This is a genomic window from Endozoicomonas gorgoniicola, from assembly GCF_025562715.2.
Lineage (GTDB): Bacteria > Pseudomonadota > Gammaproteobacteria > Pseudomonadales > Endozoicomonadaceae > Endozoicomonas_A > Endozoicomonas_A gorgoniicola.
The window spans coordinates 1-22789 of sequence record NZ_JAPFCC010000002.1; the positions used below are offsets into that span (position 1 = coordinate 1).

At 51.1% G+C, this 22789-nt stretch carries 21 protein-coding genes; 5 read left to right on the forward strand and 16 right to left on the reverse strand.

The genetic code is table 11. The features are described from left to right. Positions 1-340: 340 nt before the first annotated feature. Positions 341-580 carry a hypothetical protein gene (locus tag NX722_RS28295; RefSeq protein WP_262566159.1) on the reverse strand — a complete coding sequence of 80 codons (240 nt, stop codon included), beginning with the start codon at positions 578-580 and terminating at the stop codon, positions 341-343. Positions 581-818: 238 nt separating this feature from the next. Here NX722_RS28295 and NX722_RS28300 point away from each other — a divergent pair, with 238 nt between their 5' ends. The 5 genes from NX722_RS28300 (at position 819) to NX722_RS28320 (ending at position 3128) form a co-directional block, all read left to right on the forward strand. After that, positions 819-1124: a helix-turn-helix domain-containing protein gene (locus NX722_RS28300; RefSeq protein WP_262566158.1), complete on the forward strand. Its 306-nt coding sequence runs from the start codon at positions 819-821 to the stop codon at positions 1122-1124. Positions 1125-1188: 64 nt separating this feature from the next. Then, positions 1189-1530 (forward strand): DUF4258 domain-containing protein, encoded by a 342-nt coding sequence (locus NX722_RS28305; protein WP_262566157.1) that lies wholly within the window; start codon positions 1189-1191, stop codon positions 1528-1530. A gap of 17 nt (positions 1531-1547) precedes the next feature. Then, on the forward strand, positions 1548-1991 hold the full coding sequence (locus tag NX722_RS28310; protein WP_262566156.1) for a helix-turn-helix domain-containing protein: 444 nt from the start codon (positions 1548-1550) through the stop codon (positions 1989-1991). A gap of 166 nt (positions 1992-2157) precedes the next feature. After that, on the forward strand, positions 2158-2715 hold the full coding sequence (locus NX722_RS28315) for a Panacea domain-containing protein (protein WP_262566155.1): 558 nt from the start codon (positions 2158-2160) through the stop codon (positions 2713-2715). Continuing rightward, positions 2712-3128: a hypothetical protein gene (locus tag NX722_RS28320; protein WP_262566154.1), complete on the forward strand. Its 417-nt coding sequence runs from the start codon at positions 2712-2714 to the stop codon at positions 3126-3128. Before NX722_RS28315 ends, NX722_RS28320 begins: the two co-directional genes overlap by 4 nt. 14 nt (positions 3129-3142) lie before the next feature. Here the strand turns inward: NX722_RS28320 and NX722_RS28325 are convergent, their stop codons facing one another. The 15 genes from NX722_RS28325 to NX722_RS28395 are packed head-to-tail and all read right to left on the reverse strand — an operon-like array spanning position 3143 to position 22785. Further along, complete coding sequence (locus tag NX722_RS28325; RefSeq protein ID WP_262566153.1) at positions 3143-11095, reverse strand: LPD38 domain-containing protein; 7953 nt, start codon at positions 11093-11095, stop codon at positions 3143-3145. Continuing rightward, the gene (locus NX722_RS28330) at positions 11095-12132 is read right to left on the reverse strand and encodes a hypothetical protein (protein WP_262566152.1); all 1038 of its coding nucleotides are present in this window, start codon (positions 12130-12132) and stop codon (positions 11095-11097) included. The genes NX722_RS28325 and NX722_RS28330 overlap by 1 nt, the downstream gene beginning before the upstream one ends. Further along, positions 12122-12943, reverse strand: a complete 822-nt coding sequence (locus tag NX722_RS28335; RefSeq protein ID WP_262566151.1) for a hypothetical protein — start codon at positions 12941-12943, stop codon at positions 12122-12124. The genes NX722_RS28330 and NX722_RS28335 overlap by 11 nt, the downstream gene beginning before the upstream one ends. Positions 12944-12969: 26 nt before the next feature. Then, positions 12970-13581 carry a hypothetical protein gene (locus NX722_RS28340; protein WP_262566150.1) on the reverse strand — a complete coding sequence of 204 codons (612 nt, stop codon included), beginning with the start codon at positions 13579-13581 and terminating at the stop codon, positions 12970-12972. Beyond that, positions 13565-14038: a hypothetical protein gene (locus NX722_RS28345; protein ID WP_262566149.1), complete on the reverse strand. Its 474-nt coding sequence runs from the start codon at positions 14036-14038 to the stop codon at positions 13565-13567. Before NX722_RS28345 ends, NX722_RS28340 begins: the two co-directional genes overlap by 17 nt. 43 nt (positions 14039-14081) lie before the next feature. Then, positions 14082-14465 (reverse strand): DUF4376 domain-containing protein, encoded by a 384-nt coding sequence (locus NX722_RS28350; protein ID WP_262566148.1) that lies wholly within the window; start codon positions 14463-14465, stop codon positions 14082-14084. After that, positions 14449-14835 carry a hypothetical protein gene (locus NX722_RS28355; RefSeq protein WP_262566147.1) on the reverse strand — a complete coding sequence of 129 codons (387 nt, stop codon included), beginning with the start codon at positions 14833-14835 and terminating at the stop codon, positions 14449-14451. The genes NX722_RS28350 and NX722_RS28355 overlap by 17 nt, the downstream gene beginning before the upstream one ends. A gap of 5 nt (positions 14836-14840) precedes the next feature. After that, positions 14841-15467 (reverse strand): hypothetical protein, encoded by a 627-nt coding sequence (locus NX722_RS28360; protein WP_262568781.1) that lies wholly within the window; start codon positions 15465-15467, stop codon positions 14841-14843. Continuing rightward, entirely contained in the window at positions 15467-15970 is a 504-nt protein-coding gene (locus NX722_RS28365; RefSeq protein ID WP_262568782.1) for a hypothetical protein, read from the reverse strand. The genes NX722_RS28360 and NX722_RS28365 overlap by 1 nt, the downstream gene beginning before the upstream one ends. Further along, a complete protein-coding gene (locus tag NX722_RS28370; protein ID WP_262568783.1) occupies positions 15967-16593 on the reverse strand; it encodes a hypothetical protein in 627 nt (208 codons plus the stop codon). Before NX722_RS28370 ends, NX722_RS28365 begins: the two co-directional genes overlap by 4 nt. After that, positions 16560-17357 carry a phage tail tip fiber protein gene (locus NX722_RS28375; protein WP_262568784.1) on the reverse strand — a complete coding sequence of 266 codons (798 nt, stop codon included), beginning with the start codon at positions 17355-17357 and terminating at the stop codon, positions 16560-16562. The genes NX722_RS28370 and NX722_RS28375 overlap by 34 nt, the downstream gene beginning before the upstream one ends. Before the next feature lie 3 nt (positions 17358-17360). Further along, positions 17361-18980 carry a hypothetical protein gene (locus tag NX722_RS28380; RefSeq protein ID WP_262568785.1) on the reverse strand — a complete coding sequence of 540 codons (1620 nt, stop codon included), beginning with the start codon at positions 18978-18980 and terminating at the stop codon, positions 17361-17363. A gap of 36 nt (positions 18981-19016) precedes the next feature. Next, positions 19017-19517, reverse strand: a complete 501-nt coding sequence (locus tag NX722_RS28385; RefSeq protein ID WP_262568786.1) for a hypothetical protein — start codon at positions 19515-19517, stop codon at positions 19017-19019. A 15-nt stretch (positions 19518-19532) separates the two neighbouring features. Beyond that, positions 19533-22412 carry a hypothetical protein gene (locus NX722_RS28390; protein WP_262568787.1) on the reverse strand — a complete coding sequence of 960 codons (2880 nt, stop codon included), beginning with the start codon at positions 22410-22412 and terminating at the stop codon, positions 19533-19535. Positions 22413-22422: 10 nt separating this feature from the next. Beyond that, positions 22423-22785 carry a hypothetical protein gene (locus tag NX722_RS28395; protein ID WP_262568788.1) on the reverse strand — a complete coding sequence of 121 codons (363 nt, stop codon included), beginning with the start codon at positions 22783-22785 and terminating at the stop codon, positions 22423-22425. Positions 22786-22789 lie beyond the last annotated feature (4 nt).

Consider the following 22789-nt stretch of genomic DNA (forward strand, 5'->3'; position numbering starts at 1 on the left):
TTCAATAAGTTACGATCATTTTTTGTAATTTGAGAATTTTCTAAGTGCTTGATTTTTAAGGGGTGAAGAGGCCGTTTGTAATTTGTAATTTTTGTACGACAGGCACTACTTTTATACTGTACATCGCACTATAGCACACAGCCTGAATTTCACACTTTTGACAAGCAAGCAGCTTCAGGTGCTTGCCGTGATTCACCCAAGCTGGCATCCTCTACATTCCACCTCCGGCCTGACAACCGAGCACGGTGGGAACGTCATCCCACAGGACAAACGGCACATTGGGTCGGGTGTCCTGAGAAATAGCTTTCGGGTAATACTCAGGGGGTCGCGTGTTGACTTGTCAGCGCCCGGCACCCCAATCCCACTCGCCGGTCTCTGCGCTGATAATCGGGTTCAGGCTTATTGCCAGTTCAGCAGCTTCCTGGCTGACTTTCTCCAGCGCCTCCTTCATCGTTCGCTCACGATCCGTCAGCTTCTGCTCAAGGTCGTTTTTTTCACACAGGCTGGCAACGCTATGGCTATACTCTGCCAGTTCGATAAGGCGCTCTAGCGGGTCATACTTCATTATTATTATTTCCATGTACTACTGTTCTTACATACAGTTTTTAAACTGTCTATTTATACAGTATTTATATTATTTGTTTCTAGTACTGGTAGCCCATAGTTGCAGCTGTACTGAATAAAAAGCTGATCTGGATCACCTTATTGTCCACAGTTGCACAAGACGCAAGGGTTTCAATGAAAGTAATGCGACCTGTGCAATTTTTTAGGCTCACCTTCGGCTCTGACAGGCCAACACGATACATTGGTGCAGTTGTATGAATACATTCGGCGAGAGATTGAGAGAGACAAGAAAGGCATTCCGGAAAAGCCAGGGGCAGATGGCAAGGCGGGTCAATAGGAACCCTGCCCAGTGGTCAAGATGGGAGAGGGGCAAGACCACGCCATCCATGAATGAACTGGTTGCTATTCACCAGGTTACCGGGGCTTCTGTTGACTGGCTGTTACTGGGGGTTGATATAGGGTCGCCCGCTCACCAGCGCTTGCTGTTTTTGCTTCTGAGGTTGCCAGACCGGGAGGTGGTGAAGCTGATTGAGTGGCTGGAGGTTCGGCTTTTATCGTAAATTCATTTCACATCCGCATAAAATAAACTATCATATTGTTAGCTATCAAAATGATAGGTAAGTAATGGACGCTAAAAAGCCTCTCACTATAAAAGAATTTCCGCTCAAGCCGAAATCAGCTTTGTCTATTGTGCGCGATCTGGCCGCTAACCATACCCAGCATGTGCGATTTGGTCAGCACGCCAAAGAGCGAATGCTTGAGCGGGGCGTTTCTAACAGGCAAGTTTTTGATGTACTCAGGTCTCGGCATAGCTACATCACAGAGAGCCCTTGCCAAACCCCAAGGGGATCATGGAAGTTTAATCTCATGGGGTTTTCTTCTGGCGACACTATTGAGCTTGTGATTGATGTACGCAGGCCGGAAGATCGACCTGGCATTTACCTGGTAACAGTCATCGTTAAATAAGCGATGGAGGACTGAAAATGAATTATCACTATACAGAATGCGGATTGTCCTACATCTATCTGGAAGATGGCTATGAAGTCGAGAATATTGATGGTGATACCTATGTAGGCATCGAAGACGTAGACGGCCTGCACCGGGTTATCGCTAAAAACGTTACAGAAAAGAAAAGTACGCTGGAAGGTCAGGAAATCCGATTCCTGCGTGTCGAAATGGGTATGTCTCAAAAGCATCTGGCAGAAATTCTGGGCGTTGATACCCAGACTGTTGCCCGATGGGAAAAGGACCAGACAGTTATCCCCAGAACATCCGACGCAGTTTTACGCACACTGTATCTGGAGTCTGTTGATACAAGCAGCAACGTCAGCTTCTTTTTGAGACTGCTGGCAGAAAATGAAGAGACTGCCGCTATTGAGCAGCTAATTCTGAAAGCGGAAAATCATCACTGGTCTGTTGCTATATAAAAATTAGAGGATAAATGCCCGGAACAACCCGGGCTTTTCACCCTCCATAGCTAAACTCTGAACCTCTCCGGCAGATAGCGGTCTATAATTGCATTGACAAATATAGTTGACCTCCTACAATCATTTGCCCCAAAATCAGAAACACAAAGGATCAGGTGACGTATTCATGTTCAATGATCGGTTAGCAGCACAGATGGCCGCATACTTCCTGCTCAGGAACAGGGGAAGAATGTCAGTGCTGAAGTTAATGAAGCTGCTTTACCTGGCTGATCGTGAGTCAATGGAACGGTATGGATATCCGATATCCTACGACCTGATGGTTTCTCTGGATCACGGACCGGTTCTGTCTCGTACGCTAAACCATATCAACGACTCTGCCCCTTCCAGCGTCGATGGCTGGAAAGACTGGATTGGCGACCGGGCGGGTTATGAAGTCGATCTCAGGAAAGATAAAATAACGCTTACCGATCTCGACGAGTTAAGCAAGGCTGATGTCTCAGTCCTTCAGGCGGTATGGGATAAGTTCGGTCACATGCACAAGTATGATCTCAGCGACTATACCCACGATGAATGCCCTGAGTGGCAAGACCCAAAAGGCAGTAGTTTGCCCCTTCGCTATAAAGACGTATTTCAGGCTCTGGGGAAATCCCCGGAAGAAGCCGAAGAGCTTCAGGCTGAAATTTATTCCAAGCAATCAGTGGATGATATATTTGCCTCTTTATGAAGCTGTTTTTTCCCGTACAACGCGCAACGCTCCTGATACCTACCCCAGTCGATGGACGAAAAGACTTAAAGCACCTGTTCATCCTTTTGACTGACCCGGTGACTCACGAGAAGCTGGTTCTGATTGTCAGTCTGTCTTCCGTGAAAAAAGGTATTCCTTATGACAACAGTTGCGTACTCTACCCCGGCGATCATTCTTTTATCTCCAAAAAGAGCTTTGTTGATTACAGCCGGATTCAGATCGTCCCTGCTGACAAGATAGTCAACGGCGTTAAGAAAGGCGTTTTTCAGCCATTTGAAACACTGCACACTGACTTGTTTGCCAGAGTCTGCCACGGCCTGCAAATCTCTGAACGAACAAAGCCAAGATTTCTTAACTTCTATCTGGACTGGCTGCAAGCAAAAGGCAGCTGAGAGTAGGCAAAAGCCTACTCCACCAACTCCCCATACTCCCCATTAAACCGATCCACCTCCCGGTTCATCCGTTCCCGTAACCGTTCCAGCAAGGCTTCCTTCTCCGCTTCCGGCCTGTCGCTGTTTTCTACAAAGTCCATACGATCCTGAAGCTTTCTCAGTCGCTTACGGGTACGACGGGCCATGCTGGACAGTCTCAGGTAATGGTCATACTCCGCCCGATACTCCTGCCGTTCGCTGGCGGGCAGTGACTTATGCTCATCCCGGTACTGGTTCACCTCGTCCAGTCGGTCATAGAAAGTCTGAACATCCCGGTATTCCGACACCGTACCATTGAGCTTGCGCCAGAACGGGATCTCCCGATCTTCCAGTTCGGACAGCTTTTTATCGCCGAATGCCGCATTAAACGTACGACCGACAAAAGCACCCGCGCCACCCGTGGCAAACTCAAACAGATGCTCAATACTGTCCGGGCTGATATCCGCCCAGCCGCTACGGAAGCCTGTGCCACCAGTGGCCTCATTGAGCCAGGTAGCAAGGTCACGGAACAGGGTCTTGGTAGACTTCATGGGTAAAGCACTGTCCGGCCTTGGGGTTGCCCCCGGGAAGCCTTCTTTATAAATCGGCGCACCGTAGAAGTTTTCATTGACGGCTAGTTGTACGACGGGGGATAGCACCGTAGGCGACACGCTCTTAATAACTGCCTTCTCAGTACTTTCAGAATCCTGCAAACCAATCGGGTTAAAGGCTCCCAGCAACGCCTTAACGGCTTCAGTCGCCGCTTCAGGAACAGACTTCTGCCCCCTGATCAGGTCATCCGTCAATATACCCGCCACATGAAAGACGTTATAACCATAAGGCAGCGGCACAGAGATATAAGAACCGTCGTCTTTCCACCACTTCATAATGACAAGGTTACGCTCCTTCACATAATCCGGCACCTTGTCCCACCAGTTCTCACCATCGTCGTCTTCACCGGACACCATTCGGTTCCATTCAGCCAGCAGCAGGGACGCACCCGCCAGACCTGCCGCTACAGTTTGCGCCCGTTTGGACTTCATCACCCGGACAAACTGTGCCGTACCCTGAACACCCGCATTGAAGAACATATACAGGGCGTTCATATAAACACCCAGCTCTCCCTTACGGTTAAAGTTAACAGTCAGGTTCTTGGCAAGACTGGCGGCTTTTTTACGACTGACGCCAGCCTTACGGGCATTGACGTAAGCCGACAGTCGTACAGCGTTTTCCACGGCAGCGTTGCTGTCTTCAACCAGGTCACGCAGGTTTCCCCACATTTCCAGAGCCTGGCCTTTATTGCCCCCTTCAGCCACCGTAATCAATTCCTTGATCCGCCTGGCCTGCACATCAAAGTCGTTCAGGCCAAAGAAACCGATCTTGCCGCCATCCTCCCGGAAGTCATTAAACCACCTCTGGTACTCAGTGGATTCGCCGTCTTTTTCCCGAAGGTTGCGCCAGATGCCCCGCATGGCGCTGGGTATATCCTTAACGACCTCTGTCGCCAGTTGCTGCCCCTTAATACGACCGTCGCTTAAATCCTGCTCAGCAATGACATTCAGAACTGCTGTCTGAATATCCCGGCTGAAGTTGGAGATAACAAACTCCGGGTTAATGCTGGTGTTCAGGGATGCCAGGAAACGATTCGCCCGGCCCAACATCTGGGTAACAGCACCCAGCTTTTCCGGCCCAAGGTTCTGCATGGCCGCCAGCAGCTGTTTATCAGCCAGCTTGATGTAGTGTTCCTTGCCGTTCACCTTCACCGCAAAGTAACTGTCACGGTCCAGCCTCATCAGCGGGTTCTTACGATCAACTACTTTTTCCGTGCGTGGATCAAACAGGCGCTTGGTATCCAGATGATCTTCACTGAACACTTCCCAGTAATCCTTGTTCGGGTGTGCCTGCACCATCTTCAGGAAAACTTTTGCCACTTCGTTCTTTTCTTTACGAACCAGCGTTTCCTCATAGGCTGCCAGTGAATGCAGCAGGGGGCTTTCCGCCATTGAGCGCCGCCCCATGGCACGCATGGATTCCCTGCCGCGAATATCAAACCCGCGTCCGGTATTCTGCCGGTGGACTGCGCTCTCTACCTGCTCGCCCTTGCCCTTCAGGGGAATATAGTTCTGGTAGCGGTTCCAGCTCTTCAGTACCTCTTTGGGCTCCAGTCCGGCACTGTTCAGAATGGACAGTCGTTGTTTATTGATCCGGTACACCCTGTCCGCCAGTGACTGAAGCTCCGGGGTTTTACCCTCTGCATCAAAGTGGGCAAGAATATCTGCCGCCTGGGCATTGGTCATACCCGAACCGCCATCGGGCATCTTGTCATTGATGCGGGCGATATGGGCGTTACGCTCCGGTGCGTGTCTGGCATAAAGGTACAGGTCGAGTTCTTCACGCTCTACGGACGATTCCGCAATGGCTCGTGCCAGGGGGCGAACATGCCGGTTCTCAAACCGTCGCAGGGATTCTTCAATCCTGCCGTGGGACAGTTCCTCAGCCAGATAGGTGTCCATCTCTTCCGACAGAGGCGAGGCACCATTCACGGAAAGAGCGTCCTGAGTGCGTTTCAGCGGCCTGAACTTATCCTGAATCTTGCGGATAAACAGGTCCTGCCAGGTTTCAGGGGTGACGATGAAATCCGACCGGCTACCCTGCTGGCCTGAGCCATTAGCAGAATCTGCATCAGCCGATTCCAGAGAGTAAAGACTTTCTCCACGGTCGTTCCCCGATTTACGCAAAGCCCTCTTCCCCGCCTGCACCAGCTCCACAAGATCGGCATCCGTCCATTTAATGCTTGGCAGAACATTGCGCAGCACTCGCCTCAACTTGCTGTACAGCCGCTTCATTAATGGCAGTTGCGGGTTACTTTCTGCCATCCGGGCAACATACTCTTCTGCTACCCGCATCTTGCGCTTGCCGGTAGACAAGCCTTCCAGCTGGCTAGCGTACTCCGTTTCAATCGTCTGTCGTACATCCGCCGGCATATCCCGGTAAATACCAGCCATGCTCAGGTTCAGCTTAGTGCCTAACGCCAGTCGTACACCTTTATGACCGACCAGCTCATGTAGCAGGGTCTTAACCGCATCCCTGGCACCGTCCAGCTTGTCAGCAATAATAAAGGCATTACCCGACACCGGGTCGTAAATCCCTTTTACACGACCACTAACGCTATCCCTGCGAATCTCACTTTGCAGATGGTCAGGCAGATCGCTTTCCGTGGCCACCGCCTCAACACCTACACCCAGCTCCTTCTTCATCCGGTGGGCGACCAGACGGGCATTGTTCAACTTGATGCCCTTGCCACTGCCCAGACGGTACAGCTTGACGCCCTTGTCAGTAGCTTCGGTTTTCAGGCTGGCAAACAGCTGGTCGAACGCCCTGGTAACAGACTCTTTTTCTTTGGCGGTCAGGTAAGGGTAGCTATCAGGCGTCCCTCCGAACTCCTGCTCTGAAACAATATTGGCAAGATAATCATTATGAAAACCACTGGCTTCAAGCTTCTGGATGACGTAGTTTTCAAAACTTCTGGCGGTCATCTCAATAACTGTTGACCAGTAATCTTTACTGCGTGTCGCATCTTGCTCTCTTGATCGGGCAGGCAGTCCGGTATTTTCAATAGCATTGACAACCGCATCAAATGCGTCCTCTACTTCATTGCGAACACTGTCATCCCTTTGATACTTGTTATTTTTAAATACGCCTTTTTTCGGGTTGTTAGTGATAAACTCACCCGGTTGGCCGCGCTTGCGGGAAAAATAGTTATCAAGGGCATGCCACCATTCATGAGCCAGAGAGCCCGGGCCGTTGTTCTTGGTTAGATTGATCGCTATTTTGTCAGGCTCATAATGAGCAGCTGCTGGTCTTTTGCCACCTCTGCCCCTGGCTCCGAAAGCCAGCCCCAAATCGCCATTCAGGGATAGAGCCTGTGTGGGAATGCCCAGCACATCTGCCAAATCCCGCAAAGCATCATAAGCCCGGTTCAAATCACTCTGTCGGCGTCCCTGTTCAACCCAATTACCGAACTCCACCCCACGGAAACTAAAAGCTTCAGAAAAGGTTTCCGGTAAAACATCCTGCCCATCACGATAATCAAGCCCCTGCCGATCCTGATTGATTGAACGACGATGCGCCGGCACATCCTTCTTGCGCTTCAACTCCTGTTCCAGCCAGTCCTGATTCTCCTTCAGGAACTTCGTTGCCTCACCGGCACTGTCAAAGCCGGTTTTCAATGTCACAAACTTACCCGACGCAATCTTTTTACCGACCCAGAAGGTTTTGCTGCCACGGGTACGGAACACGTCAAAGCGGGTTTGTCGTCCTTTCCTGCCGGGGCTTGCTTCCAGTTGCCCGCGAATAAAGCCCAGTACCTGCTCCTGAATTTCCGTCAGACTCTCAGAAGACAGGTCAAAATGGTTGCGCTTGCCTTTATTGTCCTGCAAGTAATAGATCGGCTTACCGGGGTTACGTTGCTGGCCATTGAAGATAGAGAAAGAGCCTGACCGAATCCTGAACCCTGCCGCTGCTTTCAGTTGTCCGGGCTCCAGCTTTGCCAGAACCGGAATGATATTGATCACACCTTCCGGGGCGTTGCCGTCCTGCTTCATCGCTTCCAGTACACGGTCAGAAGACACCTGACTGTCAACCAGCATACTGGCGATCTGTCTTGCCGCTTCCACGTTCTCAGCCCAGCTTTTCAGCTTGTAGGTACGACGGGGCTTGGCGGGAATATCTGCCCGAAGGGCGGCAATAATCGCCAGCGACTGAATATCGGCACCGGCTTCATGGAGTTTTTCATAATTCGGTTCAGGAAAGGTTTTGCTCAGGGGTTGAGCTTCCACGTCAACATCGTTTGACAGGCTTTCCCGATAGCTTGACCAGACATCCTTTCGGGCTCCGCCGATCTTTTCACCGAAGTCTTCTATTTGCTGACTGGCTGCTTTTTCAGTGCTGTCCGCTTCAGAAGCCTTGTCTTCTGCGGGTTTCTTTATTTGATCGTTATTTGATGGAGAAAGCAGGTCGGCCTGACCTCTGGCAGTTGCCTGGTCAGACACAGAATCAGAACCCGTCAGGGCGAAATCATTACGCTCCCTGTCGGCTTCGGCTTTCTGCTGTTCCTGCTTTTGGGCTTCACGCTCTGCCGCTTCAGCCGCCTGCTGTTGTTCGGCCTGCTGCTGAAGGGATGCTTCGGTCTGGGTTTCAAGGGAGAAATCAGAAGGGGTTACTTCTGGTTCTGTTTGGCTTGCTGATGCTTCTTCCTGGAGTTCATTAACGCTCTGGCGTACGCTTTCGCCTGCTTCGGTGTCAGGGTTGGCTTCTGTTCTTGCTGAGAGTTGTCCTGCTGTTCTTTCAAGGTTAGATTCCTCAATGGTGTTCTGCTGTTCGTGAAGTGCAGCCTCTTCAAGCAGAATTTGTTCTTGTGCTTCAGCGATTAATTTCCAGTCTGCATCGTTAAAGTCCTTGCTGTCCACTCCTATAGTAGCATCAGCTTCTTCAAAGTTTACGGGCTCCCACTGCTCAAACCACCCTTCCGGCAAGGCATTAGCCTGTCTTTCCTGCTCAATCCGGGCTTCCTGCTCGTTTAAAAAAGCAGGCGCCTCAAACACCGGGTCGTTCTCCGCTTCGTTAAGAAGGCGGGTGATTTCCCGCTGATACACAGGTGACAGAGGCTCACCATTCAGAGCAGCCTTAACAGCAGGCTCAGTGATCCGGTTGGTGACAGTCTTGGGCGTGTAGCGGTCGTCGGTCAGGGAGCGCCCCTGAAAGTCTGCAAACATTGGACGACCGGACAATTCATTATCAATGGCTTCACTCAGTTCATTAACGGTCATTTCCCGACCATCAATATTAAAGCCATCTTCATACAGCGCCGTTGCCATATCGTCCAGCGTCATACCGCCGTTCTTTCTCAGGTACTGGCTGGGCAATCCTTTCAGCTCTTTGCTTTTCAGTTTGAACTTCAGACTTTCAACAATGGTGTCTTCTACACTGCCCTGTACCAGACCCTTATGACGACGGATCGCCATCAATACGGTTTCATCGTCGTCCAGATTCTTACGACGACTGGCGACTGTATCCTGATGGGCTATATCAGCGACTTCGGTCAGGTACTCCCGATACTGGGGCGACTCAAGACGACTGTCCGGCAGACCGGCGACTTTCTGAAGCGGGTAGTCCTGCTGCAATGCCTGCTCTCTTTCCGGCAGGCTCTCAGCCTGTACGTCGGCAATTTCCTTATCAAACGCCTGTTGCTGTGCCAATGCCTGCTGTTCAGCAGCGAGTTGTTCAGCTTCAGCCCTTTGCTGAATATCGGTTTCAATGCCCCGGCTGAGTTCATCAGCCTTGGAGTATTCAACCGTGTTGTCAGGCTGGTAGTTTTCGGTGAATGGGGCCAAACCCAGACCATTCGCTGATTCGCTCTGGTAATTAACCCCATTCTCATAGGTGTAGGATTTAGCTTGCGGTGCTGTTTCTGACAGGTCGGGTTGTGAGGTTGCATTCGTCGCATAAGGTGGAAAGTATTCAACAACGCCCCTTGGCTTCTGTCTACGATCTTGCTCCAGTTGCCCGAACCAATTCTTGCTATCAAGATGCTGTACGCTTTCGGTTGTCTGGTTATAGCCTTGCTGTTGTCCCCAGTCATCAAAAGACAGACTCCCTGAAGGTGTCTCTGCCTTCTCTTCAATGACATTGAATTCTGTGTCAAGTTCTGCCGGGAATGATTGCTGCTTCAGAATGCTGCCTGCCGCCTCACTGGCAGCCTGTGCCTGCTGCAATGCATCGCCACCCTGTTCCCTAACTTCCTGTCGTGCCTGTTCTGCGGCTTCAGAAGGCGTTCTGGAAGACGACCGGAACTGATTAATCTTGGAACCGCCATAAGCTACACCGCCACCGACACCCGCGCCAACTACAGCGCCAGTCAGTCCATCTTCAATGGCTCCCTCAAAAATATCTCTTTCCATTCCTGCTGCATTTAAAGCATGGTTCACAGAAGCTGTCTGACCAACACCTTCGGAAAATTCCTGAAGACCTTCTGTTGCCGAACCTGCCAGTGTATTTCTAAACGCACTAAGACCGGTCCCTCCTCTGATGGTCTTCTCCATAATGGGACCCGCTACACCCATTGAAACAGCACCGACGGCTGCGGATTTGTTAAAAGCATCCCTTGCTATCTCGTTCGCCAACTCATCTCTGGCAAGACGGAATACTTCTGCTTCTGTCAAAGGCTCAGAAGTATCAGACAGCTGTCGAACCAGCGACTGGAATCTTGGGAGTGTGTGCAGTTCTTCAGGGCTGGCATTTAAAATATTCTGCCTGGCCTGCTCTGCACCGCCTCCCCCTATCATTGCGCCACCCGTTAAACCAAACCCGGTAGCACTGCTGGCCTTGTCGATACGACTTTCAAGTTTTTTTAATTTCCTGAGCTTTTCAGCGTCGCCAAGGGCTTTTGCTTTTCTTACCTTATTAGCCACGTCAAAAGCTTTCTTGCCTTTGGTAAAGGCAGAAATACCCTTGGCCGCAACGCCTCCCGGCACCATTGACGGGGCAAAGCTACCAAGGCCAGAAGCAAGGTTAAGGCCAAACCCTGACAATGAACTGCTGTCTTTCAGGCCATACCCTGTGACACTATCCTCATCAGCCTCAAAGCCAAACCCCTGCATGGCTTCACGACCGGAATCCGACATTTCCTCATACTGCTGGTCAGCCCTTTCACGTAAATAATCAGTGACAGCGTTTTCACCGTCACCACCCAGCAGCATTTCTACCCCGGACACCAGATCAGCGGTTCCGGAATAGGCTCCCTGTTGTGCCGCATCAACCAAGTCGGCTCCATAACCTTGCTGGTTACTTTTTTTCTCAGGCTCCCCCCACTCATCCGGAATATTAAATGCTGGTTTCTGCTCTTCTGTCTGACCCCAGTCGTCAGGAATTGTGAACTTGCTGTCGCTCATTATCTGGCCGTCCATGCGTTAATAGCGTCTTTACGGGTAGCTCCGGGGTTTGCCCTGAGGAATGAGGCAATATGTTGAGCTGTCATGCCTTCAGGTAGCTCATTTGGTGCGGGCTGTCTTACAGGTCTTGAAGGCTGACCAAGGATTGGCATCGGCACCAGACCGCCCCGCTCTTTGTCAATCAGGTAAACGTCCTCCCCTTCACGCTCGCCAAATTCGTTATAGCGGGCAACGTTCCGGTACTGATTGCTGCCTTTGTCCGATATCCCATTCAGCGCTGATTCAGCCCGAATCATATACTCCGCCATATCCGGGTCATTCATCACGTCACCAAAAATAGCATCACGATCCACGGTCATATAGGGGTCATCCGGACGACTGCTACGGTCACGGCTCAAGGCACTGACACTGACTTCATTACCCTCTTGGTCGTAGGTGGTGATTTCCGGCAACAGTCGTCCACCGGGTTGTTCATCCAGATCAGTCATAACTTTGGTATGACCTTCAGCAGCACCTTTCTGTAGCTCCTGCCGACGTGCGGGATTAGTGTTCCATGCGCCGATATATGCCCGCTTCAGGGCATTCATGGCGTTAACGTTTCCCTCTTTGTATGCCAGTGAATAGGCGGTGGAAATTCTCTTTATGTTGGCCTGATGATTTTTCCGCTTTCGGTCGTTTATCTGTCCTTGCAGGTTTTGTGTCTGCAATGCCCTGATGCCCTTGCTTGCATCAAAGTTCTGCTGCCAGCGACTATCCCCAATAGCATCACGCTTGTCACGGTAATCCAGCGTGTTCTGATAACGCTGATCCATAACGCCATCACGCTTGTTACGGTAGTCCAGACCTTCCTGATGACGTTCATCCGCTACTTTATCACGGCCACGCTGATACTCCCGGTCTTCCAGCCGCATATCAAACAACTGTTTCTGCATCTTGCGGTTATAGGCTTTCTCTTCCTGCCGGTCTTTATGTCCCTGAACCTGCATAAACATACCCAGACCACGGGCTGCGCCATCGGCAAAGGCATTAGGATTCATTCTGTGATCTCCCTTCCATCTTCTTCAGTCGTTTATCCAGATTGCGAATGGCACCCAGCCCAAGGCTCTGCATATCACCAATATCAATAGTCTTGCCGTCGGAAATGCTGGCGGGGGCGTCATCGGCCATGGGGCCAATATGCCCCTGTTCACGACGACCGCCGGACATGCCTTCCTTATAGTCGTACTCGTGGTTATCAATACGACGCACGTCGGCCATATCCTGCTCATCGCTGCGGGGCTTGATGTTCTTTTTCTTCTTCCGTTCGGAAAACATCGCCAAGCCTCCAATCGTGGCAATGGTTCCGGCGGTCTGGTAGTTCTGGGAAGTTTTCTGTCCTGCGGCATTATGGCTAGCCTGATTACGGCCTGACTCCATACCCGCTGCCTGATTCAGTCCACTCAGCCCCTGCGCCTGAACACCCCGGCCAATAGAAAGCATGTTGCTTTTAATATTGCCCTGAAGGGTTTCAGCGTTCTGTCGTGCAGTACTGGCTGCGCCCATGGTGGCGGTGTTGCGCCCCATCGCCCGTTTAAAGTCCAGTGCCTTTTGCTGGTCAGGGGTCAGGTTCATACCAAAGCCTGCAAGCCCTCTTGCGGTGCTGCCCTCGCCTGCGTCAAAGGCTTTACCGGCTGCCTGATAAGCGTCGCTGGCAGACTTTCCGACAAACTTGTCATCCATGGCCAGACCCACCAGTTCACGTTCCAGAGGCTGAAACACTTCCCGATAGTTCTTGTCGATCTTTTTAGCCTGTTCGGCCTGACGGTTTTGCAGGGTATGATCCGTTGCGGCTTCAACTTCCATACACATAATCAGCCTTCCTTGCTAAAGAGCAGTTAAAAGTTTTTGATAAAGGCGGGGTTGTCGTACAGGGGTTTCTTCTGTCCCTGCATGTTGACAGAAGGGGTCTGCGGTTTGGTCAGCCAGTAGCCCGCCCCAATCCCTGCCACGGTTCCGGCAGCTGAAGACCGGGCAGCGCTCTTACTGGCGTCGGCGTTAGCCTCGGCAATATTCTCGGCGTACTCATTTGCTGCCACATTACCAAAGGTCTGTGAGGCGGTTTGCGACTGCCCCCTGCCCAGTTGCGCCATACCCAGCTTGCCCACCACTTCCTGACTCTTGCTGAGCATATCGCCCTGGGAGACAGCGCCGCCGACAGCCATATCTTTACCAATGCCCTGCTCGACCAGCCCCTGCTTCAACAAAGGCGCTGACCCGGCACTGGCATTCACGGTGCCGGACTGCTGTCGTGCGGCTGCCGCTGCCACATTGCCGGTATGCTGACGGAATGCCGCAGTACCCAGCTCCTTGCTGTCGTCTACCATCTTGCGGGCAAGAGGGTCATACATCTGCTCGTAGTCCTGAAGCTGGCGCTCCGACAAGTCCACCATTGTCCGTTCCATGGGACCCGCTTCCGGTACGTCCGGTGAGTCACTGCTCATACACATGACGCTGCTCCTTCCAGTAGTCAAAGAATGATTCGTTGTCCCGGTACACCGCCTGACGCAGGGCAAGAGCGGCCTGTTGCCGCCAGTCAAAGCCACCCACCAGAAAGGCCAAATGAATGATCAGGTCAGTAATAACGGAACGTATGATGTAGCTCACCTGCAAGTCCCGACAGTTGCCCTTGGCTTCCAGCGCATTAGCATCGAGCCAGGTATAAAGACGGTCTTCCAGTACCGGGTGCAGGCTCTGGATATGGGTCTGGTAAAAGGGGTTTTTCGGAATTTCGACCAGCGCATACCGCATCATGCGGTTAATGGCGTCGTTGTCCACCGGCTTATCCCGGTCGATCAGGTCATCCCATATCTGGCTGATCGCCACAAACTGGTAGGCCAGATCAATAGCGTGAGGCTCATCCTGTAGCCAGTGCCTGAGCAGTGCGTGTTGATGTTCTGGGGTCATAATTATTCTTGAGTGGCTGTTTATTTGTACAGCACTGGATATATTACCAGCTTCCGGCAATATCCCGAAGGGTGACTGTCTGGCCTGAGTCGATCTGTTGCTTAAATTCGTTGGCTCTGGCATGAAGCCGGGAGAATCGCAGGGCGCGGGCTTTGCGGGTTTCAATCATCAGGGTTTGCAGCTCTTCCCGATTACAGGGCAGCAGGCCGTTATCTGCCAGCTTCCAGCTCACTGTGCCGTCGTCCTGTTTCAGGTCATCAAAGAACTCGATGGTTTCCCGCAGCCGGTGAAGGGATTCATCATTACACTGAATCAAAACCCCGGAAACCAAAACCGGCTCATTATCGAGCCGGTCACGGGTCTGGTTGATCAGGCTTTTATCAGCCTGCCTCTGGGAAAGAGGGTCGTGCTTACCTAACGACGGCATTTATCTCCTCCTCCATGTAAGGGAAATTTTCAAAGCGGAACAGGTAAGTGCCAGGCTCTACTGAATACCATTCGATAAACCCGTCATCAACAACTACCTCGCCCTCGGGATGGAAGACTTTTGTGCCTTTTGGGATGTTATCTACCCTGAGTACTTTGGCTATCGTTAGTTCAGTGGAAGAAACCGTTAAACCCATAACTGGGCGGAGGACTGGACTACCCTCAACAATATATTGACCGTCTTTAACATCGCCATAGTAAGCACGGAAACCTGTCCGGCCTGTCAACTGTAGATCAATATCTTCTTTCCGTGGCGCTGTAATTATCATTTCCAAGCGCCCCGAGTCAACCTCGTAAATAGCACCTTTCATACCACTCACCTCATCCTGTAGGCTAATGAAATTTTGTTTTTCGGGATAATCCCTAAATCATAAATATAATCCCCTGAACCATATTTCCGGTTTGCATCACCCCAAAACCTGACCAACACGCTTTTACCCATCAATTCTTTACCCACATAACGCATAGCCAATGGCACTACCAAATCGTCCGTATAGGTATATTTCTCCCTAAGTTCAGGGACAGATTCAACAAAATAAAAATCCTGATAAAAACGCCAAGCACCCGAAACCCACAAATAGACTGAACCTTTTGGGTAAGACACAAAAGGATAACCAGTAAAACGTGTTTCTTTACCATCTGTTTCTACTTTCCGTATCGCCTGACGTTGGAAAAAAGCAGAAAATTTTATATCTACCAAATCAGCAGGATAGGTGGGGACGTGGAATTGTATTTGTTTATATGACCCCCATACTGCATTCGGTGCTAAATGCTGACTGATAGAACCTTGTATAAAGACATATGTTGAAACAGCCCCGTCTGCAATATTGATCTGGGATAAGGCATCGACATTCCCAGCCGAAAACTCGCCGGAGAACTCACCTTCCGCTGCGTCCATGTCTCCCCGAAAAATAGCGCTACCGTCAAAAAAAGCCTCAGACATTAAGTAGCACTCCCTGTCTTGTCGATGAACTGAACGCCCAAAGAAACTTTCCCAAAACCCCCGTTAGGCCAAGGGGGGACATAATACATGTGACTACGATCCATAAAATCAGCGTAGCGAGCTATAACCTGTACTCTATGGTCACCCGCCGATAAAAAACGAGTCAACACAAGGGGGGAAAAGCAACCATTACCCATTGACCAATTAACGAAATCAGGCAATCGCACCCCATCCACCACTAAGTAAATGCAGCCTCCTACAGTAGAAGCAATAAACTCAACGTATGAATCCCGCCGTATGTTAAACCGATAATCAAGAAGCACAGAACCGTAAGTTTTTGAAACCGGAATGGCCTCTATGTATTGACTGTAACTAACCGCACCATGCTCGATATTAAATGTTTCAGCACGGAATTTATCACCAATAACTTTGAACTGCGCCTCGCCGGTTGCCGCAGCCAGCTTCCCCCGAAACATCACATTACTAAATTCGACGTAGCTCATTTGAATACTACATCCACCACAAACTCTCTGTTTGTGCAAGTAGGGTAAATATTAGGACCACTGTTAGAAACAAACATTTGGACACTTAGCGAGTTTAAGCCGACCGAACACGGTGCAACTATGTTGAACTGAAGTAGCGGGTTTGGGACATGTTTGTATTTTTGAGTAAACATAGCCACTCTGGAATCAAAAGAGTCTACAACAACCCCATTCATAACCGTCCTGAAGTGCATAATCTTTTTTATTTCAGATGCGTTCCAGCTACCGTGGTCAATATTCAAACGGAAAGTTGCGCGAGCTATCGCCGTAATCCTCGAAGTCGCAATACCCGACGGGATATTGAAAGCTATGGATGACAAAACCTGATAGCCATCTGTATGAACATTGATGGGGTTCGGGTGATACACATAAAAACTGCGAGCAACACTATTACCCGCAATCGTAACGTTCTTAACCGCATTGATAGCATCAGCCGTCAGGGTTCCCCTAAACGTACCAGTCAAAGAACTAACGTCACCACTGAACGTAGCATCATTAAACTCAGCCTGATAATCCTTCGTTACCTTAACCCCATCCGCCCGGGTATAACTCAGACGGATGGTTCCTGCTTTTTTATGATCCACCCCTGCTTTCCGGCAACGTAGTTATCACTCTTGATCTCATTGCCGATCATGGCGTTAGTAATAAAACCGTCAGTAATGTAGGTCTTCAGAAAGCTGGCGATGTCACCCTTAATCTTGGCAACATCAAGGTTTTCGATAGCCGCACTGATGATGGATGCCTCGGCATGATACGAGCTGTTGAAAAAGTACTTGCCATCTTTAACGACATAAGGAAGCCGATTGCCGTCTGCGTCAGTCAGGGTTTTCAGGATATAGTCGGACGAAAAGCGAGCCTGCCCTTTTGTTCCGCCGGTCTGGTGCCAGGGGCCATAGACAACCTGATAGCCATTATCCCGGACAAAGCGCACCCAGTAATAAAACGGGTTCATATCACTGCCGAGCGCGTCTTTTCCCATCAAGCCCTGACCGCTCCAGATCAGACGGGCTGCGCCAACATCATTCTTATCAGAGCGCCACACTTCAGCGCGGTAGCTGTACGACAGGTTAGGGTTATCCCACTCAATAAACACCAGCCCCATGCCTTCGCTGGTTCTTATATTCTTCGGTCGGGGTGGCGGCGTCAGGTCTGGCAGTATGGGGTTCAGCTCATCGCCTTCCCCTCCGGATATCTCGGAACCCGAATTTTTATCAAGACCCAGCGCTTTGTTAATGGTTGTGACACCACTTCCCACTTCTTTCAGCTGCCGCCAGACACTATCGAAAAACCGTCGTGTAGCGAAGTCATCCTTCAGGCTCTTAGGTGGCGGCGGTAAATCAAAGGCCATGGATTAAACCTCGCTCATGCTGGTTGCCAGAATCACTGCGTAGACTTTGCCGGTACCTTCCAGTTCCACCTGCCACTGGCTGCCACGCCCGGCAGGCAGACGAAACGCCCGACGGTTAACAGGTGCGTCAAACACCTTGACCCCATCCCGCCATAAGCGCATTCGCAGGGAGCCGTCGTGTTTTACCCGGCAGGTGTTCAGCTTTATGGGGTCGGTCATGGACACACGACTGCGCCAGCGTAGAGGGAGCTCGTCACCCATAGCCCAGAGCTTTACCCGGTCACCCGATACGGCAAACACTGTATCCGCCAGTCCGTCAGAGGCCATGCCATCAATAGCAAGGTCATAGAACAGAATGCCCTGGTCACGCTTTTTCGGATCAAACAGGAATACGCCCCGACTGCCATCCTTTCGAGTAAAGGCACCCAGATAAGCCCCTTCATACAAAGCGCCGATCACCGAAGCGGGGTTCAGCGCCTGCCAGCTATCCCGATCCATCAGGTCACTGGTGGCCACGTCGGCTCCTGCACCTGTGACAACGGTCAACCCATCCGGCGAAGCGTAAGCCACACCGAAAGAGCCGGACACAATCGACCGGCGTGACACACAGCCCTGACCAATAGTGAGTTCATCGGGGTTCATCAGGCTCGGATTTTCTCCGGTAATAATCACCGGGTTCTCACTGGTCAGCGCCACAATGACATTCTCAAAATGCCCGACACCGATCACCTTATGCTTGATGGGTGTACGATTGAACGCACCCCAGGCATGAACCTGATAAGGAAAGCTGTAAAAGACCGCTTCCCCGTCAGTGCCAAAGCACAGGCCATTAGGCAAGGCACCCATGGTGAACAGCCCGGCAGGCGGCATATCCGCATCCAGTACAAACTCCCTGATCACATCACCGGGAATGGCTGTGTCGTCTTTATTGTCGGTAAAGGTCTCGGTAGTCACCGGCAACTCAGCCACCAGTTGAAAGCTGCCGGAACCGGAATAGTTACTGCGCCGGTACAACCGCTTGCCAATAAAGTGATAAGCCCCCTGTGGTGGCTGGTTGATGCCCTTCACTGTGCAGGTCTGCCCGGTTTCCATTTCCACAGGAATAGAAGGGGCTGAGGGTTTGCCTTCCATCACATAGCTACCCATCTGACACAGAAAGGTCACCAGATAATCACGCCGGAACCGCCGCGCCCCGTCTGCCGGATCGCCGGACACTTCCACATAAGGCGAGCTGGAAGGCTGAGGCACACCCAGCCGGTAACTGGCGACAGGCTTACGACTGCTGCCCAGCGCCAGACTGTTATCAGTTATCTTTGGCTCACCATCCCCGGCGATCAGCACAATATCCGAATGGTTCTCAGGCAGTGGCGCTGGCACACAATCCACTACCTGACCCCATTCAAAGAGATGTCCCGATTTTATGTCTCCCGGCACTGCTCCGTAGCGGTACAGACTTTTCACCTCGGCAAGATTCAGAGCCCGGTAATCCTGCAAGCCTTTCGCTGATTGCAGGATGCCCCGGTCTACACGACAGTTCTCAGCCACCGTCGCCGCATTCACCGGCAGACGGACAGGGCTGATCGCCGGGAAGGTTCCAGAGAATCCCGTGATTTCGTAGCGCATAATGATTGATTCAGAAAAGAGGAAGGAAAGAGAGGGTTAAACCCCAAACTCAACAGAAATATTAATCACTTCATTCACCGTTTCCGCTGAGTTCAAACGGTCTTCCAGCGATTGCCGTTGACCAATCACTCGACCGGAATACGCCTGAAATGCTTCGGCCTTGGCGATAACCCGCTGTACAAGTTCAGCTTTCTCGATACCACGACCAGCAGCCAAACCGTCCAATAAGGTAGTAGTGGCGCTACTGTCAGCTTGATATGCCTTAGCCTCTAATACCTGCTCATCCCAGCTAATTACTTCGACCTGAGGATAACTGGCTATCAGCTTTTTCAGCTCCTTGTCACAGCCGTCGTTAATCTCTTGCAGCTTGGCGGCTTTCGCCCGTTCCAGTGTTGGTTTTTCCGGCTGCCAGACTTCCGGCGTGTTGCCTTCGTCGCACCATTTTTTATACCCGACATAATCACGGTTGCCGTCGTCTTTCGGAATGAAAGCATTATCTTCAAGCCGGATGATGCTGTCGTCTTTGAGTTGATACATGATACCTGTCCTTGGTTAAAGGTCTGCTGATAAATTAATGTACCCACCCGCAGCTTCTTTAAACTCAATTAAATGGCTACTTGCATCGTTTGTTGATGGGGTTAATATGCACCTAACTGAAAGTTGTGTTGTGCTAAAGGTAAGGCTCCTTATTGGTTCGTATCTGATATGTGGCTTATGGATACCATGCGACAAACTGTACGTAACTGTAGGAGATACTCGCATAAGTACAGGTAGCTCAACGTAACCGTAGTAAGTGTTATTAGCGTCAGTGACCCTATCCATCGCCAAAGAACAAATACCACTTGAACTAATAAGTGCCTGGAAATACCGCTGACACCTCGCCAGTTGATCCCTGGGGTGGACATACTCAAAATCCGTAGCCGCATCCCCACGCTCGAACTGAATAGCATCAGCCGACGCGGGAACAACCACAGAAATATTGGCGTCAGCGTCGGAGATCGTGACTGTCCCGCCATTCTCCACCGCCGCACCATTCACATAGCCGGAACCACTGCCCTGCCAGCTCAGTGTGTAGTCGCCGGTAGCGTGATAGCCGCCCTCGATGATCTGCTCGATGCCATTGGCGTGCTTCTTCCAGCGGTCATAACCATATTCACCATTGGCTAATGCTGACCAGTTGCCATCAAAACCGCGCTGATTGATTTTCTTCCGCCCGTTATCCAACAGGTTTTTACGTCCACCCGAACCAGCCAGTGAATTAGGCAAATACCCCTCATGGAAAACCCGATTACCCCCCTGAGCGTAAAACTCACCCGTCGTGGTAATCCCACCGTTCAAGTCCAAATCAACGGACAGTGCTTCAGTGTATCCAGACGGCAGACCTTTCTCGGTGAAATTCAGCAACTTCCATTTATCATGGGGAACTTCGTCTTCATACAGGTACAGGTGGACAGTAGCGGTTTTTTCCAGCAACAGTTGCAACTTGTGCGAGCCGTAAACTTCATCGCTACTATCCTTGATGATCCGCAACCGGCGCAGCAGGCCAGTAAACGACAAATAGCCGCCGACGGACAGGATATTGATACAGGGTACGTTGCCATACGACACCGCTGCATAAAACTCAACGTGTCCATGGTTGCCGCCTTCGCCTTCCGCCAGCTTGAACCGAGCTGAAGCACGACCGCCGCCGTCGACAATGGCAAGTGTTACCCACTCAGCAGAACCGCCGACTGTCACCCTTGCGGTTGAATAATCACGACGGGCGAACTGGGTAGAATCCAATCCATCCAGTTTGTTACTGTCTGCGGCCTTGGCAGTCTTACCAAGATAAGCAGAGTCATGGTTATGGCTGGAAGGTGGGAAAGAAGCAGGCTTGTTGCCAACATCACCCCACTGAGGTTTGTTGCCTGGGCTGTAAACCCGACCAGCGTCGTCAAGAATAGGGCCATTGGTTGAGAATGAGCCATCAGTGTTGAAATTGAACTCTCTACGGGCAGCCCAGCCGCCTTGCAGTGCAGTATAAACCTTGACCTGATTATCTGAGCCAAGGTGCAGGACTTCGGAAGTCTTTGATACATTATTAGCTAACTGAACCTGCGCTTCACCCGCGCCGACAATTGTAGCGTTGTCACAACCGAAGGACATTGCGCCAGTAGAATCCAGCGCCTTAACAACATCCTTGCCTTTGTACGACAACAACACGTCATTGGTCGTGTTGAAGTTCAGCGTACCAACATCACCACCTGACTTGTCCAGCTTATTGTCTTGCAGGTTTTTACCTGCTTTGGCGGAGAGGGAAACCTCTTCATCCGAACTCGTCAGGCTGCTGGTGATTGCTCTGTCGGTGTTATCAATCTTGAACCATTCGTCGGAAACGGGGTCCCAGCAAATATTATCGCCGGTGTTATACGCAACACCGTTGATAGTTCCGCCTTTAATGATCCGGTAATAATCTGGGGTATCAGCCGCTGGCGTAGCAGGAGGATTGCCGCTGGACGCATCAAACTTACCCTTAAACTTCAAACCGGAAGTGACGGCCTGGGCGTGAGTCTCGGCAACTTTTGCATAATGTTTAGCAGAGTACTCGCCGGACTCAACTACCTGCCCCTGATCTTTACTCGCCCACTCTTGAGCCTTGTCCGCTGATTTACCAGCCTCGGTTGCTTTACTGCTTGCCGTGGTCGCAGAACTATGGGCAGATGTTGCATAACTGCCCGCCGTATTCTTATGACTATTGGCAGAGTCCCTGTAACTCTTGGCATTGTTCTGGTAAGTATTGGCAGCGTTCTTGTAGTCGTTGGCTTTTTCAGCGTGATGCTTGGCAGAGTACTTGCCAGACTCTACGGCAGAGTTTTCAGGATGCTCCGCCCACTTTTCCGCTTTGGCTTCCGCCGCTTCTGCGTTGCTCTCTGCGGTTTCCGCCCCGGCCCGAGCAGTAAGCGCCTTATTACTATGATAATTAGCGTTATCCCGATAGCCTGAGGCAGTAGTTTCTGCGTTCTTGGCTAGAGTTGCTGAGTTAGAGGCTTGTGTTGCTGAGTTAGCCGCTGCCGTTTTACTGGATGCTGCTGATGTTTTTGCAGATTGGGCTGAATTATTAGCCGCCACTGCCGCATCTTTGGCAAGGATAGTGTTATTCTTGGCAACTTCCGCAGAAGCCTGAGCAGATTCTGCCGCAGTACGGGCAACGTTAGCCTGCTGCTGATAAGTGTTCGCCTGATCACGATAGGTTGCCGTGTCCTGCTGCCATTGTGCTACATTACTGTGCCACGTCTGAACAGCCGCATGTTTACCAACCACATCACTGTGTTTGGTTTTAATGTCGCCGTGTCGGGTCGTAATATCCTGACGGGCGTTCTCCGCCAGTGCCAGCCCGTCAATTTTAACATCCAGTGGGCGATAGACTTTACCCACTTCCGCTACTATAGCCATTCCTTAGCTCCTACGAGTGGGTGGTTCCCATGAGTAACTTGAGTTTTGCCTGCACCACCGTCACCACAGTTTTACCGTCCGGTGACTTGATCTGGATGTCATAGTCATACGACATAGGCTCAAGGTCATTGGTATCTGCCGGATCAATAATCAGGGTGTACTCGCCATTGCTGGCTGACGACGGCAGGACAATGTTCTTCTGGATTGATGCCTCATCGTCCGGCATGTAGCGACTGACCTTCACCGTGAACGTTAATGTGTAGCCGTTGACGGGGACGGCATTGTCATTATTGGCAGGGTCTTTGAAAGTAATAGGGACTGCGAGTGTGTCCCCCCGGATCATTTCGATGGGGGCATTAGCTGGGCTGGACATGGTT

What these genes read in the sequence shown, in the direction of transcription:
- NX722_RS28295 (WP_262566159.1), bottom strand. Translation starts at nt 580, where the DNA reads ATGGAAATAATAATAATGAAGTATGACCCGCTAGAGCGCCTTATCGAA.
- NX722_RS28300 (WP_262566158.1), top strand. Translation starts at nt 819, where the DNA reads ATGAATACATTCGGCGAGAGATTGAGAGAGACAAGAAAGGCATTCCGG.
- NX722_RS28305 (WP_262566157.1), top strand. Translation starts at nt 1,189, where the DNA reads ATGGACGCTAAAAAGCCTCTCACTATAAAAGAATTTCCGCTCAAGCCG.
- NX722_RS28310 (WP_262566156.1), top strand. Translation starts at nt 1,548, where the DNA reads ATGAATTATCACTATACAGAATGCGGATTGTCCTACATCTATCTGGAA.
- NX722_RS28315 (WP_262566155.1), top strand. Translation starts at nt 2,158, where the DNA reads ATGTTCAATGATCGGTTAGCAGCACAGATGGCCGCATACTTCCTGCTC.
- NX722_RS28320 (WP_262566154.1), top strand. Translation starts at nt 2,712, where the DNA reads ATGAAGCTGTTTTTTCCCGTACAACGCGCAACGCTCCTGATACCTACC.
- NX722_RS28325 (WP_262566153.1), bottom strand. Translation starts at nt 11,095, where the DNA reads ATGAGCGACAGCAAGTTCACAATTCCTGACGACTGGGGTCAGACAGAA.
- NX722_RS28330 (WP_262566152.1), bottom strand. Translation starts at nt 12,132, where the DNA reads ATGAATCCTAATGCCTTTGCCGATGGCGCAGCCCGTGGTCTGGGTATG.
- NX722_RS28335 (WP_262566151.1), bottom strand. Translation starts at nt 12,943, where the DNA reads ATGTGTATGGAAGTTGAAGCCGCAACGGATCATACCCTGCAAAACCGT.
- NX722_RS28340 (WP_262566150.1), bottom strand. Translation starts at nt 13,581, where the DNA reads ATGTGTATGAGCAGTGACTCACCGGACGTACCGGAAGCGGGTCCCATG.
- NX722_RS28345 (WP_262566149.1), bottom strand. Translation starts at nt 14,038, where the DNA reads ATGACCCCAGAACATCAACACGCACTGCTCAGGCACTGGCTACAGGAT.
- NX722_RS28350 (WP_262566148.1), bottom strand. Translation starts at nt 14,465, where the DNA reads ATGCCGTCGTTAGGTAAGCACGACCCTCTTTCCCAGAGGCAGGCTGAT.
- NX722_RS28355 (WP_262566147.1), bottom strand. Translation starts at nt 14,835, where the DNA reads ATGAAAGGTGCTATTTACGAGGTTGACTCGGGGCGCTTGGAAATGATA.
- NX722_RS28360 (WP_262568781.1), bottom strand. Translation starts at nt 15,467, where the DNA reads ATGTCTGAGGCTTTTTTTGACGGTAGCGCTATTTTTCGGGGAGACATG.
- NX722_RS28365 (WP_262568782.1), bottom strand. Translation starts at nt 15,970, where the DNA reads ATGAGCTACGTCGAATTTAGTAATGTGATGTTTCGGGGGAAGCTGGCT.
- NX722_RS28375 (WP_262568784.1), bottom strand. Translation starts at nt 17,357, where the DNA reads ATGGCCTTTGATTTACCGCCGCCACCTAAGAGCCTGAAGGATGACTTC.
- NX722_RS28380 (WP_262568785.1), bottom strand. Translation starts at nt 18,980, where the DNA reads ATGCGCTACGAAATCACGGGATTCTCTGGAACCTTCCCGGCGATCAGC.
- NX722_RS28385 (WP_262568786.1), bottom strand. Translation starts at nt 19,517, where the DNA reads ATGTATCAACTCAAAGACGACAGCATCATCCGGCTTGAAGATAATGCT.
- NX722_RS28390 (WP_262568787.1), bottom strand. Translation starts at nt 22,412, where the DNA reads ATGGCTATAGTAGCGGAAGTGGGTAAAGTCTATCGCCCACTGGATGTT.
- NX722_RS28395 (WP_262568788.1), bottom strand. Translation starts at nt 22,785, where the DNA reads ATGTCCAGCCCAGCTAATGCCCCCATCGAAATGATCCGGGGGGACACA.